The sequence below is a fragment of the Luteibacter anthropi genome (genome assembly GCF_011759365.1).
In the GTDB taxonomy this organism is placed as follows: Bacteria; Pseudomonadota; Gammaproteobacteria; order Xanthomonadales; family Rhodanobacteraceae; genus Luteibacter; species Luteibacter anthropi.
In genome coordinates, this window is record NZ_JAARLZ010000008.1 from 135,743 (window position 1) to 150,022 (window position 14,280).

Consider the following 14,280-nt stretch of genomic DNA (forward strand, 5'->3'; position numbering starts at 1 on the left):
TTCATCTTATTAGCCTGCCTTGAGTTGCCATGCCGGTTGCACGCGCGATGCGCGCCACACGGGGTAGAAGGCCGCGAGCAGCGTGCTGGCAAGGGCCACGAGCACCGTGATGCCGAGCAGCGAGAGATTCATGGCCGCCAGCTTCGCCACGACGGGCGAGAACACCAGTTGCAGGCAAAGCGTGCCCAGGCCCGTCAGGAGGATGCCGAGCAGGCCACCCGCCAGGCCGACAGTCGCCGCTTCCAGCATGAATTGCGCGTAGATCGCCCGGCGCGAGGCACCGAGGGCGCGCCGCACGCCGATCTCGCCGGCCCGGCGCATGAACTTCGCCAGCAGCAACCCGATCACGTTGACCAGGCAGATGCCCAGGAACGCGACAGAAATCACCAGGCCCATGCGTGCTTCCGGCGGGACGACGCGGCGGTAGGCGAGCCAGCTCATCACATCGCGCAGTCGCACATTAGGGTCCCAGTGGAAACGCCCGGCACGATTCTGTTCGAGCGAATAGTCCCTGAGAAACTGGCGGTAGGCTGCCGCGCTTGCCGCGTCGGGAAGCTCGACCCAGTAGCTCACGAAGATGCATTCTGAGCGCACGAAGTTATCCCAGCCCGGTGCCGACGGCTTGTTGCAGGCGTTGCCACCTTCCGGATTTCTTCCGTCGGCAATGGCCCGCCCGAAGGGCATGTACATCTCGCCCAGGTCGCCGAAACCATTGCCTGCATCGAGATCGAAGAAGCGTGGGCGCATCTCCATGCGACGGGTCACGCCGACCACGCGGAAGGTCTTGCCGTCCAGGTTGATTTCCCTTCCCACGCTGTTCGCTCCACCGAACACCCTGTCGTTGAGGTCTTCGGCGATCACCACCACGGGGGCTTCGGCTTCGTCATCCTGCACGGACCACGGGCCGCCATAGACGAACTTCATGTCGAACATGGGAAAGACATCCGTTTGCACCGCATAGCCGCGCACTGGCCATGCAAGCTGGCCCGGCTTGTCGAAGACGACGGAAGCGCCAATCGGATAGAGCGCTGTTTCGCGCAGCGCCCGGTGGGCGTGCTTGAGTGCCAGGGCATCGCGCCAGGTAATCCACGGCATCGGATCGGCACCGGGATCATCCGGGTCGGGGCCATAGTTGTCGATCTGGGCGATGAACAGCTGGGAGGATTTCTGCGGAATGGGATCGCCCGATGTCGCGCGGAACACCGAGTAGCAGGTCATGGCGGCCGCGACGCCGACACCGATGACCACGATCATCAGCGCCGTCAGCACGGGGCTGCGCCTGAGGCTCCGGAATCCCAGCTGGGCGTAGTAAGCGAGCATGGTGGTGCCTTCCCCTGGTTGGCTGACCATCAGTGCAAAGCAAGGGCTGTGCCATGCCCCGGAGCGCCCCTGGACGCCCACCGGACCCGGCATCCCCATGTCCGCGGACATTGTCACTCGGACAGGCGGACGGCCCTGCGCCTGCGCCCGGGCCATTTCAACTTAAACAATTGTTAGTTCCGTCTCAGGGCCCGGAGGACTACTATCCGCACGCACCGTCCCCATGTCGGTACGTACCGTCCCCACCTTGCGAAGGAAGTTCCATGGCTGTTCACCTGGTTGCCGCGCTCGACGAAAACTTTGCCATCGGCAAGAAGGGCGGCTTGCCCTGGCATCTTCCGGACGACCTTAAGTACTTCAAGGAGCTGACCTCGGGGCGCGCCGTACTGATGGGACGCAAGACGGCCGAGTCCATTGGTCGGGCGCTTCCGGACCGCGTGAACTACGTGCTGTCGCGCAAGGGCGAGGCACCGTACCCGGGCCAGATCACCGTGCGTTCGGTCGCCGAGGCACAGGCCAGCTGCGGCCACACGGGCCTTATGGTCATCGGTGGTGGCGAGGTGTATCGCGAGGCACTGCCTTATGCGAAGGAACTGTACCTGACTTACGTCTACCACGCCTTCGATGGTGCGGACGTCTTCTTTCCCGGTGTGGATTTCAAGCACTGGACCGAGGTCTCGCGCGTACATCACGCGAAGGACAAGGATCACCCGCATTCGTTCGACATGGTCAAGTACGTCTACAACGGATGATGGACGTCGTCGCCGGTATCCTCATTGACGGTGCCGGCCGCATCCTCATCGCGCAACGTCCGCCGGGCAAGCACCTGGCGGGCATGTGGGAATTCCCCGGCGGCAAGCTGGAACCCGGCGAGGCGGCAGAGGCGGCCCTGGTGCGCGAGCTCGACGAAGAGCTTGGCGTGGCCGTCGATCCGCTGTCGTTCGAGCCCCTGATCCGCGTGCCGTGGTCGTATGGCGGCCGGGCGATGCGGCTTGAAGCCATTCTCGTACGGGCATGGAGTGGCGAGCCCGCGGCGCTCGACGCGGCCGTGATCGAATGGCAGCTACCAGAGGCCATTGATCCGGGCATCCTGGCCCCGGCTGACCGGCCCATCCTGGCTGCATTGAAGCTGCCCGCGCACTATCCGATCACGCCCGCCGACGTTCCTGTGAATGAGGCCGTGATGCTGGTGCGTGTTGCGCTGGCGCGTGGCGAGCGGTTGATCCAGTGGCGGGTGCCTTCCGCGTCGTCGTCGGACAGCCGGGAGGCCATCGAGGCCTTGCTGCCCGAGCTTCGCCGTTTCGGTGCAGCGCTGGTGCTGAGCCGCGATATCGAGATGGCGCGTGAACTTGGTCTTGGCGTGCACCTGGCTTCTGCGCAGTTGCGTCAGCTGGGCGCGCGTCCGCTGCCCCTGACCCAGTGGGTCGGGGCCTCATGCCACGACGCGGAAGAACTGGCCCTGGCCTGCCGTCTGGGCTGTGATTTCGCCACGCTGTCGCCGGTGATGGCGACGAAAAGCCATCCGGATGCCGAGCCGCTGGGCTGGCCCCGGTTTGCGCAGATGGCAGAAGCAGCGTCGCTGCCGGTGTTCGCGCTGGGAGGCATGGGGCCGGATGATCTCGTCGATGCGCGGATGCATGCCGGGCAGGGCGTCGCAGGCATCCGAGCCTTGATGCCCATGTAAGCGCGCACCTTATGTTGCCCTTGTAGGAGCGCGCCTTGCGCGCGACAGCGTCCCAGGTGGGCGATCGATTCCGGTGTTTCGCTCCGTATCGGTCGCGCGCAAGGCGCGCTCCTACAGGAGCGATGCCGTCTGGTTTGAACTATCGGGCCTTCAGGCGAGCCACCAGGGCCTTCATCACCGCCTGCGTTTCCTCCGAGAAAAACGCATCGATGAATGACGGATCGAGCAGGCCGTTCGTGTCGCCCCACACGTCGACCAGGTCCTTGCGCGCGATGGCACGGGTGGCGAGCATGGCCCTGGGCGGCAGCTTCAGCATGTCGCCGAGCCAGAGCACGGCGCGTGTGACCACCTGCTCGACGGCAGCGAGTTCATCGACGAGGCCGATGGCATGTGCCTGCTCCGCATCGACCATGGCGCCAGCGACCAGCAGCCGTTCGGCGCGATGCGTGCCGACGAGGCGGCGCATGGCGAACTGGATGGGCTCCGGCACGGCCATGCCTACCTGTACTTCGTTGAGGCCGATCTTGTACACGCCGTGCGCCATGATGCGGTAGTCGGCGAACAGTGCGAGCACGGCACCGCCGGCCGGGCTATGGCCTGTAATTGCCGCTACGGTCGGGACGGGCGAGGCGGCGATGGCGCCGCAGAGTGCGAAGAAGGCGTTCCAGAATTCGCCCACGCCGGCATGGTCGCGTTGCAGCAGCGAAGGGACGTCGACACCGGCGGAGAACATGCCTTGCGTGCCCGACAGCACGATACCGCGAGCGCCGTTGGCCGGCGCGGCTTCGATCGCCTCGCGCAGTGCGTTTACCAGGGTGAGGTCGAGCGCATTGACCGGCGGCCGCGCCATGCGGATTTCGTGGATGCCACCGTCGTGGGGAAGGATGTCGAGCATGGGGCCTGTCCGATGGGTTGGGTGATGCTTCGATTATGGCGGCTGTGGCTATGGAGCGCTGCACCCCTCACGGTCGCGCGCAAGGCGCGCTCCTACAACGCACCGCAACCCATGTAGGAGCGCGCCTCGCGCGCGACCGCCGGACGCCGCCCCCCGCACAAGAACCACAGCACCCCCCTGTAGGAGCGCGCCTCGCGCGCGACCGCCGGACGCCGCCCCCCGCACAAGAACCACAGCACCCCCCTGTAGGAGCGCGCCTCGCGCGCGACCGTCGGATGCCGCCCCCCGCACAAGAACCACAGCGCCCCCATGTAGGAGCGCGCCTTGCGCGCGACCGGCCCGTCCAGATCACTCCTTGGGCAGATCCGCATCCGTCCAGCTATAACGCACCGAATAATCGAGCGTCGCCGTGCCACCGGCAGGCACATCCACCTTGAACTCCAGCTGTTCGGGGCTGGTCTTCGTCGGCTTGATCGACGATGAGGTGACCGTCCACGAACGCCAGCGGTTCGGATGCTCGTGCACTGTCACCACGCGCTTCGTCTTGCCGGCATTCGTAAAGGTCAGGCGGAAGCTCTCATCGATGCGATGCTCCGGCGCGCTGGCGCTGAATGCCGTCTGCTCGCGCGTGACGCGCAGGTCGAAGGCATTGCCCAGCGTAACGGTGGCATCCTTGTTCTTCGGCGTATCGTCGATCCGGCCTTCGCCCAGCAGCTCGGCATTGCCATCGCGATCCGCGGTGAGCACGCGAACGTAACCAGCCGGCAGGCTGTCGAAGGCCTTGAAGCTGACCTGCGAGACGACGGGCGCATTGCTGGGCACATCCAGGTTGCGCTCCATCTGCGGACGCGGCGGCATGTAGCCGAAGCCCCTGTTGGCGTCGTATACCGCCTGCAGTTCGCAATCGATCGTGCGGCTGTCATAGAGCGGCGTCTGGGTGACGCTGCCGTCCGGCAGGTCGACCGCAGCGGGCAGCGTGTAAGTGCGCAGGTCGCCCAGTGTGGCCTGCTCGGGCATGGCATCCGCCATCGCTGCCATCGCTGGCGCGGGTACGCCGCGGGCCATGAACATTTTCGGCTGCGGGCCGGACTTGGCGCGATTGGCATCGCCGGCGATGAGCTTGAGCGAGACGTCCTTCCAGTCGCGGCCGCTGCGATTGGCGATGCTCGCCGAGGCGTCGAAGTTCATCCGGCAGCTGTTGCCCGCTGCCAGCGTCGCGACATACGCGCCGCGCCAGCCGAGGCCGGAGGTCGGGTAGTCGAGCTGGGCAGCCGTATTGCCGGACGAGCCGCCGGTGACGCGCACCTGCAGGGTCGAGCCGCGGGCGATATCGGCCGCGTCGGTGACGCGCAGGGCCGAGTATTCCTTGACCACGCTGGTGCCGTTATTGGCATCGTGAAGCACCAGGGCGTCGCCACCGTGCACCAGCTTGCCGCTGGCGATGGGCTGGCCGGTGCTGCCGATGACCGTGATGTCGTGGCCGACGAGGCTGTTCACGGCGGCGTCGAAGCCCTGTCCGAGCAGCAGGCGCTGCGAGACGACGCGCGTGCCCTTGCCGGGAAAGCGCAGGCTCAGCGCCTCGCTGTCGAGGGCGGAGGGCAGGCCGCCGATGGAAAGGTCCTGGGTGCCGCCGGTGAGGTTGAACGAGCGGCGTTCATGGACCACGGCGTAACCGTCGCCCGATACGGCATCACCATTGGTGGCGAACAACTGGTCGCTGTCGGCGCGGTACAGGGTGAGCGCGGTGCGCTCGTCGGCGGCGAAAGCGGGGAAGGCGACCGCAAGGGCGACCGCGAGGGTGAGGGGACGACGCAGCATGTTTCTCTCTCTCCATGGATGCCCGTCCGGGGATCATACCGAGGAGAGATGAACACTGTAGGAGCGCGCCTTGCGCGCGACCGGGGTGACGACAAGGCTTAGAGCCATCGCACCCCCCGGTCGCGCGCAGGCGCGCTCCTACACGAAATCAGGCGGCGAGGGCGTCCTTGACGGCCTGCGGCACGGGGACCGGGCGGCCGGTCTTCGTGTCGATCCACACCATGGTGACGCTTCCGTCTGCATGGATGCGGGTGGCGTCGTCGGCGTCCATGATGCGGTGGCCGATGGTCATCGAGCTGGTACCCAGGCGGTTGAGGTACAGCTCGATCTCGATATTGGCCGGCCACTCGATCGGCAGGCGGTAGTTGATCTCGCTGTGCGCCATCACCGGTGCAGCCTCCGGGCTGTACCAGTTGCCGGGAAGGTCCTTCAACCATTGCAGACGGGCTTCCTGGAGGTACACCAGGTAGTTCGAATTGTTGACGTGGTTGTAGGCGTCGAGGTCCTGCCAGCGGACGTCCATCGGAGCGATGAACAGCGGCTTGGGCGTGGTCGCGGTGTCGTGGCTCATGCGGTCTTTTTCTTCTTCGCGGTCTTGGCGGTTTTTACCGGCGGGGCAGCCTTGGTTGCCGCTTTCTTCGCGACAGCAGGCTTCGCAGCGGCTGACTTGGTAGTAGTCGATTTTGCGGTAGCCGCCGTGGCTGCCGGCTTTGCCGGCTTCAGGTGCGGCAGCAGGAAGCGCCCGGTATGCGATGCCTTCGTGGCGGCCACTGTTTCCGGCGTGCCGCTGACCAGGATGCGTCCGCCGCCCGCACCGCCCTCGGGACCAAGGTCGACCAGCCAGTCGGCTGTCTTGATGACGTCGAGGTTGTGCTCGATCACCACCACGGTGTTGCCGTGCTCCACGAGCTTGTGCAGCACGTCGAGCAACTGCTCGATGTCGTGGAAGTGCAGGCCGGTGGTGGGCTCGTCGAGGATATACAGCGTGCTGCCCGTGTCGCGCTTGGACAGTTCCTTAGAGAGCTTCACTCGCTGGGCTTCACCGCCGGACAGCGTCGTGGCGCTCTGGCCGAGCTTGATGTAATCGAGGCCGACCGCACGCAGCGTTTCCAGCTTGCGGGCAATCACCGGCACGTTCTCGAACAGCTTGAAGGCGTCTTCCACCGTCATGTCGAGCACGTCGGCGATGGTGTGACCCTTGTAGAGCACTTCCAGCGTTTCGCGGTTGTAGCGCTTGCCATGGCAGACGTCGCAGGGCACATACACGTCCGGCAGGAAGTGCATCTCCACCTTGATCATGCCATCGCCTTCGCAGGCCTCGCAGCGTCCGCCACGCACGTTGAAGCTGAAGCGGCCCGGCGTATAGCCGCGCGAGCGTGCCTCGGGCACCTGCGAATACAGGTCACGCAACGGCGTGAACAGGCCGGTATAAGTAGCCGGGTTCGAGCGCGGCGTGCGGCCGATGGGGGACTGGTCGATGTCCACCACCTTGTCGAACAGGTTCAGTCCTTCGATGGATTCGTACGGTGCCGGCTGCTCGCTGGCGCCGTTGAGTTCCATCGCCGCAATACGGAAAAAGGTGTCGTTGATCAGCGTGGACTTGCCGGAGCCGGACACCCCCGTGACACAGGTGAAGGTGCCGACGGGCAGGCGCACGTCGACGTCCTTCAGGTTGTTGCCGCTGGCGCCCTTGAGTTCGATCCACTGGCCGTCACGTGCTTCACGACGCTTCTTCGGCACCTCGATGCCACGTTCGCCGCTGAGGTACTTGGCGGTGACGGAACGCGGCGACTTCATCACCTGCTCCAGCGTGCCCTCGGCGACGATATCGCCACCATGCACGCCGGCACCTGGGCCGATGTCGAGGATGTGATCTGCGGCGCGGATGGCGTCTTCATCATGCTCCACCACGATCACGGTGTTGCCGAGGTCGCGCAGGCGGGTGAGGGTACCGAGCAGGCGTTCGTTGTCGCGCTGGTGCAGGCCGATGGAGGGCTCGTCCAGCACGTACATCACGCCCACGAGGCCGGCGCCGATCTGGCTGGCCAGGCGGATGCGCTGCGCTTCGCCACCCGACAGCGAATCGGCCTGGCGGTCTAGCGTGAGGTAGTTAAGGCCCACGTCGTTGAGGAAGGTGAGCCGCTCGCGGATCTCCTTGACGATCTTCACCGCGATCTCGCCGCGCCAGCCGGGCAGCTTGAGCCTGGCGAAGAACTCCAGCGCCGATTCGATGGCCTGCGAGGTGATCTCGGGGATGGCCTTATCTGCCACGAAGACGTTGCGCGCCGACGGATTCAGGCGCTGGCCGCCGCAATCCGGGCACGGATGGTCGGCGATATAGCGGCTCAGTTCCTCGCGCACCGCCACCGATTCGGTTTCGCGGTAGCGGCGTTCGAGGTTGGGCAGGATGCCTTCGAACTTGTGCTCACGAGTGACCTTGCCGCCACGTTCGGTGACGTAGCGGAAGGGGATCACGTCCTTGCCCGAGCCGTTGAGTACGGCGTTCTGCACCGACTTCGGCAACTGCCGCCAGGGCGTTTCCGGATCGAAGCCGTAGTACTTCGCCAGCGAAACGATCATCTGGTAGTAGTAGGCATTGCGGCGATCCCAGCCACGGATCGCGCCGCCGGCCAGGCTCAGCTCCGGATGGTTCACCACACGCGCCGGGTCGAACACCTGGGTGACACCCAGGCCGTCGCAGGTGGGGCAGGCGCCCACGGGCGAGTTGAACGAGAACAGGCGCGGTTCCAGTTCCGGCAGCGAGTAGTCGCATAGCGGGCAGGAGTAGCGCGACGAGAACAGCTGTTCCGGCGCCTTGGCATCGTCCATGTCCACCAGGATCACGATGCCGTCGCCGAGGCGCAGGGCGGTCTCGAACGATTCGGCCAGGCGCTGCTTGATGTCCTCGCGCGGACGGAAGCGGTCGATCACCGCCTCGATGGTGTGCTTCTGGCGCAGGGTGAGCGGCGGCACGGCGTCGAGGTCGTACACCTCGCCGTCCACGCGGGCTCGCACGAAACCCTGCGCGCGCAGCTGTTCGAACACCTGCACGTGCTCACCCTTGCGCTCGCGGATCACGGGCGCCAGGAGCATCCAGCGCTTGTCGGCATCCAGGGCCAGGGCCGTGTCCACCATCTGGCTGACCGTCTGGGCTTCCAGCGGAATGCCGTGCGTCGGGCAGCGCGGCGTGCCGACACGCGCGTAGAGCAGGCGCAGGTAGTCGTACACCTCGGTGATCGTACCGACGGTGGAGCGTGGGTTGTGGGAGGTCGACTTCTGCTCGATCGAGATGGCCGGGGAGAGGCCTTCGATCGTGTCCACGTCCGGCTTTTCCATCATCGAGAGGAACTGCCGCGCATAAGCGGACAGGGACTCGACGTAGCGACGCTGGCCTTCGGCATAGATGGTGTCGAAAGCCAGCGACGATTTGCCGGACCCGGACAGCCCCGTGATGACAATGAGCTTGTCGCGGGGCAGGTCGAGGTCGATGTTCTTGAGATTGTGCGTGCGGGCGCCGCGGATGCGAATGCTGTCCATGTGCCGACGTAGATGGGGGAAAACGAGGACTATACCAAGGGTGTCCAGCCCGCATCCGTGGCGGATATGTGACGATTCCTCACAAACCTTTTGCGGCCGATGCGGTTCTGTCCGGATTACCCCCTTCCATGGCGGCCCGGCTACCATGGGCCGCCCCGGGAGGGGTACCACCCATCCGAAGAGGACAGACCATGCGCAAGTGGACAGGGATCGCGACCGGCCTCGTGCTGGCGGTGTGTACGGCGGGGCAGGCCATGGCGGCCCAGCCCAGCGAGCAGCAGGTGAGAAAGCTGATGGACGTGGTCGGCATGGGTCGCATGCTGAGCCAGATGAACAGCCAGATGGCCGGCGTGATGCAGAACGCGCTGCCCTGCGTGCCCGCCAGCTACTGGCAGGGCTTCGTGGATGCCAATGCCACCAACCAGCTGATCGGCCGCATGGTGCCGGTCTACCAGAAGCACTTCACCGACAAGGAAATCGATGAGCTTCTGAAGTTCTATTCCACCCCGACCGGCCAGAAGGTGATCCGCGAGATGCCTGCGACCATGGCCGAGGGCATGCAGATCGGCAAGGCCTGGGGCCAGGAGCGCGGCCAGCAGATGATTGCCCAGCTGCAGAGCCAGGGCACCCTGAACGCCCAGGGCCAGTGCCCGGCCACCGGCGCCGCCACGAATCCGGCCCCGGCCCCCAAGAAATAATAGGAACCCTGTAGGAGCGCGCCTTGCGCGCGACCGGGATGGCGGTGGCGTTCATGTTTGCGTGCGCCCTGACCCGGGTCGCGCGCAAGGAGCGCTCCTACATATTGATTCGTAAAGCTTTTTCCTGGGGCGGCCCGTTTTGCCGCTCCCGCCTCCGCGACTTAACCACCTGATTGACCTTGCCTTTTCCCTGCCGCTATAATTCGCGGTTCGTAACACCTGCAACACCCCAAGAAGAACTACAGAAACCAGGAAACAACCATGAGCTACGCAGTCATCAAGACCGGTGGCAAGCAGTATCGTGTGATGCAGGGCGAAGTCCTGCGCGTCGAGCTGCTCCCCGCCGATGTCGACGCCACCATTACGTTCGACCAGGTCCTCCTCGTCGGCGAAGGTGAGTCGATCACCGTTGGCGCCCCGCTGGTCGCCGGTGCCACCGTCAGCGCGAAGGTCCGCGCACACGGCCGCGCCGATAAGATCCGCATCGTCAAGTTCCGTCGTCGTAAGCACTACAAGCGTACGCAGGGACATCGTCAGCATTACACCGAAATCGAGATCACGGGCATCAACGCCTGAGTCGCCGGAGGATATGAGTCATGGCACATAAAAAAGGCGTAGGTTCCAGCCGCAACGGTCGCGATTCGAACCCGAAATACCTCGGCGTGAAGATCTACGGCGGTCAGGCTGTCGAAGCCGGTAACATCATCGTTCGTCAGCGTGGCACCAAGTTCCACGCCGGCGTGGGCGTCGGCCTCGGCCGCGACCACACCCTGTTCGCGCTGGTCGACGGCACTGTGTCGTTCAAGACCCGCGGCGACAAGGGCCGCAAGTTCGTCGACGTCGTCCAGGCGTAAGCCTCCACGATGCGATAGCGAAGGCCCCGCCCATGGCGGGGCTTTTCGTTTGTAAGGCCCTTCCATCCTGCCGACCCTGTCGGCGCTTTCAGTAGGTTGTCCCATGAAATTCGTCGACGAAGCCCAGATTCGAGTCCATGCCGGTGACGGCGGTAACGGCTGCGTAAGCTTCCGTCGTGAGAAGTTCATCCCCTTTGGCGGCCCTGACGGTGGCGACGGCGGCGACGGTGGTTCCGTCTGGCTGATCGCCGACGAAGGCATCAATACCCTGATCGATTTCCGGCACCAGCGCTCCTTCAAGGCAAAGCGCGGGCAGGGCGGCATGGGTAGCCAGATGTACGGCAAGGGTGGCGAGGACATCCAGATTCGCGTGCCGGTCGGCACCGTGGTCACCAATGTCGATACCGACGAGGTGATTGGCGATCTCACGGCCCATGGCCAGCGCCTCAAGGTGGCCGAGGGTGGTCGTGGCGGCCTTGGCAACATTCATTTCAAGAGTTCGGTCAATCGTGCTCCGCGCAAGTCCACGCCGGGTGCGCCGGGCGAGGTGCGCGACCTCAAGTTCGAACTGCGCCTGCTGGCCGATGTTGGCCTGCTGGGCTTCCCGAATGCCGGCAAGAGCACCTTCATCCGTGCCGTGTCGGCAGCGACGCCGCGCGTGGCTGATTACCCCTTCACCACACTGCACCCGAACCTGGGTGTGGTGCGCATCGGCACCGACCAGAGCTTCGTGATTGCCGATATCCCCGGGATCATCGAGGGTGCGGCCGATGGCGCCGGCCTGGGCATTCAGTTCCTGCGCCATGTGTCGCGCACGAGCCTGCTGCTGCACGTGGTGGATATCCAGCCGATCGACGGTTCCGACCCGGTCGAACAGGTGCGCACCATCGAGAGCGAGCTTCAGCAGTTCGACGCCGAGCTGGTCGAGCGGCCGCGCTGGCTGGTCATCAACAAGTCCGACGTGTTCTCCGATGAGGAAGAATTGCACGCGGTGGCCAACGATATCGTGGCGCGCCTGGAGTGGAAGGGCCCTTGGTTTCTCGTCTCGGCAGCCAGTCAGACCGGCACCTGGGATGTCTGCCTCAAGGTGCAGCAGTTCTTCGACGCCGAGTACGCCGCCCGCCGCGAGCGCACCGAAGCGGCCGACGACGTGCGCATGCGCGGCGAATAAATCCAAAACCCCCTGTAGGAGCGCGCCTTGCGCGCGACCGGTTGGAATATGGCGCCCTGGATCAGGGGTGTTGCCTGCCCGGTCGCGCGCAAGGCGCGCTCCTACAGATTCAGGCAACAAAAAAGCCGGCTTGCGCCGGCTTTTTTGCTATAGCGATGTCGCGCAGGCGATTAAGCCAGGTCGCGGATCTTCGCGTTCAGGCGGCTCTTGTGACGAGCGGCCTTGTTCTTGTGGATCAGGCCGCGGGCGGCGTAGCGGTCCATGACCGGCACGGCGACGGCGTAGGCCGAAGCAGCGGCGGCCTTATCCTTGGCGTCGATCGCCTTGACGACCTTCTTCAGTGCGGAACGCACCATGGAACGCGCGCTGACGTTGCGCAGACGGCGCTGCTCCGACTGACGCGCACGCTTCTTCGCGGACTTGATGTTGGCCAAGGTAAAGCTCCAGAGTTCGGTTGGTTATAAAAAAGACACCCATTGTGCGATCAAAAATGGGGCGCGTCAATAGGTTAGCCCCTCACGGGAAGGGCTGGGGCGGAAAGGCTCCGCCTGTCCGTGAATTTCCAGACTGCAGACTGTCCCCCGCCCGGCCGCCGCTGTCAAACTAGGGGTTTGCGACGGCCTGTCTGGCCGTCCCGACCGGCCCCATCAGGTAACCGTTGCACGGATGAAAACCCCCAGCCTTTTACGCGGCATGCTGTCCTTCAGCGGCATGACCATGGTCTCCCGTGTGCTCGGCCTCGTCCGCGACATGGCCATCAATGCTTCGTTCGGCGCCAATGCCGCCACCGACGCGTTCTGGGTGGCCTTCCGCATTCCCAACTTCATGCGCCGCCTGTTCGCCGAGGGTTCGTTCTCCACGGCGTTCGTGCCGGTGTTCACGGAGGTGAAGGAGACCCGTCCCCACGACGACCTGAAGCGGCTGATGTCGCAGACGTCAGGCACGCTCGGTGGCGTGCTGCTGGTGGTGGTGGCGCTGGGTGTGATCTTTGCCCCGCAGGTCACGGCGCTCTTTTCGCCCGGTGCGGTGGAGACCCCGGAGAAGTTCGGCCTCACCATCGACCTGCTGCGCCTGACCTTTCCCTTTCTGCTGTTCGTCTCCCTGACCGCCCTCTGCGGTGGCGCGCTGAACAGCTTCCATCGCTTCGGATTGCCGGCGCTGACACCGGTGATCCTCAACCTGTGCATGATCGGCGGCGCGCTGTGGCTGGCGCCGAAGCTGCACACGCCGATCATGGCGATGGGCTGGGCCATCCTCGTGGCGGGCGTCCTCCAGCTCGCCTTTCAGTTGCCGGCCCTGCGCCAGCTCGACCTGCTGGCCCTGCCTCGCTGGGGCTGGCAGTCGCCGGACGTGCGCCGGATCATGAGCCTGATGGTGCCGACCCTGTTCGGTTCCTCGGTAGCCCAGATCAACCTGCTGCTGGACACGGTGATCGCCTCGCTGCTGGTGGCAGGTTCGCAGAGCTGGCTGTCGCAGGCCGACCGTTTCCTGGAACTGCCGCTGGGCGTGTTCGGCGTGGCCCTGGGTACCGTGATCCTGCCCTCCTTGTCCCGCCACCACGTGGCGACCGACAAGGACGGCTTCTCCCGGGCGCTCGACTGGGGCCTGCGCACAACCCTGCTCATCGCGGTGCCGGCGATGTTCGCCCTGATGATCCTCTCCGTGCCGCTGGTGGCGACCATTTTCCAGCATGGCCGGTTCACCGCCTTCGACACGCGCATGGCCTCCATGTCGATCTCGGCGCTCAGCTTCGGCTTGCCTGCATTCGCCCTGGTGAAGGTCGTGCTGCCGGCGTTCTACGCCCGCAAGGACACCCGTACACCGGTGCGTGCCGGCGTGGCGTCGCTGGTGTCGAACATGGTGTTCAACGTGATCTTCCTGGCCCTGCTGTTCTTCCTGTGGGCCACGCCGGCGCAGAAGGCCGGTTCGTGGTTCGAGGCGATCTCCACCATTCCGGGTCTGCACATGGCGCTGGGCATGGCCAGTGCGCTGGCCAGCTACCTGAATCTCGTGCTGCTGTGGCGCTGGCTGGGCAAGGCCGGTGTATATACCCGCCAGCCCGGCTGGGGGCGTCATGTGCTGCGCCTGGCGGTGGCCTGTGGCGTGATGGTGGCCGTGCTTTTGCTCGGCCTGCACGTCTGGCCCGAATGGAGCGATGTCGAGAAATGGGAGCGGGTATGGCGTCTTGCCATCCTGGTCGGGGCAGGTGGCGGCGCCTATGTGGCCGCCCTGTTCGCCATGGGCTTCCGCCTGCGCGACCTGCGGGCGCGATGAGGGCGTCCGCCTCGCATTGTGCGGCGCAA

At 65.2% G+C, this 14,280-nt stretch carries 13 protein-coding genes; 7 read left to right on the forward strand and 6 right to left on the reverse strand.

What is annotated here, in order from left to right:
- Positions 1-9: 9 nt before the first annotated feature.
- Positions 10-1,320, reverse strand: coding sequence for an ABC transporter permease (locus tag HBF25_RS15260; RefSeq protein WP_166949885.1), 1,311 nt, complete (start codon positions 1,318-1,320; stop codon positions 10-12).
- A 263-nt stretch (positions 1,321-1,583) separates the two neighbouring features.
- Here HBF25_RS15260 and HBF25_RS15265 point away from each other — a divergent pair, with 263 nt between their 5' ends.
- Positions 1,584-2,072 carry a dihydrofolate reductase gene (locus HBF25_RS15265; RefSeq protein ID WP_166949887.1) on the forward strand — a complete coding sequence of 163 codons (489 nt, stop codon included), beginning with the start codon at positions 1,584-1,586 and terminating at the stop codon, positions 2,070-2,072.
- A complete protein-coding gene (locus HBF25_RS15270) occupies positions 2,069-3,004 on the forward strand; it encodes a Nudix family hydrolase (RefSeq protein ID WP_243853257.1) in 936 nt (311 codons plus the stop codon). The genes HBF25_RS15265 and HBF25_RS15270 overlap by 4 nt, the downstream gene beginning before the upstream one ends.
- Positions 3,005-3,143: 139 nt before the next feature.
- Here the strand turns inward: HBF25_RS15270 and HBF25_RS15275 are convergent, their stop codons facing one another.
- The 4 genes from HBF25_RS15275 to uvrA form a co-directional block, all read right to left on the reverse strand.
- Positions 3,144-3,899 (reverse strand): enoyl-CoA hydratase/isomerase family protein, encoded by a 756-nt coding sequence (locus tag HBF25_RS15275; protein ID WP_166949889.1) that lies wholly within the window; start codon positions 3,897-3,899, stop codon positions 3,144-3,146.
- Positions 3,900-4,247: 348 nt separating this feature from the next.
- Complete coding sequence (locus HBF25_RS15280; RefSeq protein WP_166949891.1) at positions 4,248-5,717, reverse strand: DUF4139 domain-containing protein; 1,470 nt, start codon at positions 5,715-5,717, stop codon at positions 4,248-4,250.
- Positions 5,718-5,865: 148 nt separating this feature from the next.
- On the reverse strand, positions 5,866-6,288 hold the full coding sequence (locus HBF25_RS15285) for an acyl-CoA thioesterase (RefSeq protein WP_166949893.1): 423 nt from the start codon (positions 6,286-6,288) through the stop codon (positions 5,866-5,868).
- Positions 6,285-9,254 (reverse strand): excinuclease ABC subunit UvrA, encoded by a 2,970-nt coding sequence (gene uvrA / locus HBF25_RS15290; RefSeq protein WP_166949895.1) that lies wholly within the window; start codon positions 9,252-9,254, stop codon positions 6,285-6,287. The genes HBF25_RS15285 and uvrA overlap by 4 nt, the downstream gene beginning before the upstream one ends.
- 191 nt (positions 9,255-9,445) lie before the next feature.
- Here uvrA and HBF25_RS15295 point away from each other — a divergent pair, with 191 nt between their 5' ends.
- From HBF25_RS15295 to cgtA, 4 genes are all read left to right on the forward strand, one after another.
- The gene (locus tag HBF25_RS15295; RefSeq protein ID WP_166949897.1) at positions 9,446-9,952 is read left to right on the forward strand and encodes a DUF2059 domain-containing protein; all 507 of its coding nucleotides are present in this window, start codon (positions 9,446-9,448) and stop codon (positions 9,950-9,952) included.
- Positions 9,953-10,213: 261 nt separating this feature from the next.
- A complete protein-coding gene (rplU, locus tag HBF25_RS15300; RefSeq protein WP_166949899.1) occupies positions 10,214-10,528 on the forward strand; it encodes a 50S ribosomal protein L21 in 315 nt (104 codons plus the stop codon).
- A 20-nt stretch (positions 10,529-10,548) separates the two neighbouring features.
- Entirely contained in the window at positions 10,549-10,806 is a 258-nt protein-coding gene (gene rpmA, locus HBF25_RS15305) for a 50S ribosomal protein L27 (RefSeq protein ID WP_072321611.1), read from the forward strand.
- Between the two features lie 103 nt (positions 10,807-10,909).
- Entirely contained in the window at positions 10,910-11,977 is a 1,068-nt protein-coding gene (cgtA, locus tag HBF25_RS15310; RefSeq protein WP_166949901.1) for an Obg family GTPase CgtA, read from the forward strand.
- Between the two features lie 170 nt (positions 11,978-12,147).
- On the opposite strand, the gene rpsT is transcribed toward cgtA, so the two are convergent.
- Complete coding sequence (rpsT, locus tag HBF25_RS15315) at positions 12,148-12,411, reverse strand: 30S ribosomal protein S20 (RefSeq protein WP_090052307.1); 264 nt, start codon at positions 12,409-12,411, stop codon at positions 12,148-12,150.
- 232 nt (positions 12,412-12,643) lie between these two features.
- Here rpsT and murJ point away from each other — a divergent pair, with 232 nt between their 5' ends.
- Positions 12,644-14,251, forward strand: a complete 1,608-nt coding sequence (gene murJ, locus HBF25_RS15320) for a murein biosynthesis integral membrane protein MurJ (RefSeq protein WP_166949903.1) — start codon at positions 12,644-12,646, stop codon at positions 14,249-14,251.
- Positions 14,252-14,280: the final 29 nt, after the last annotated feature.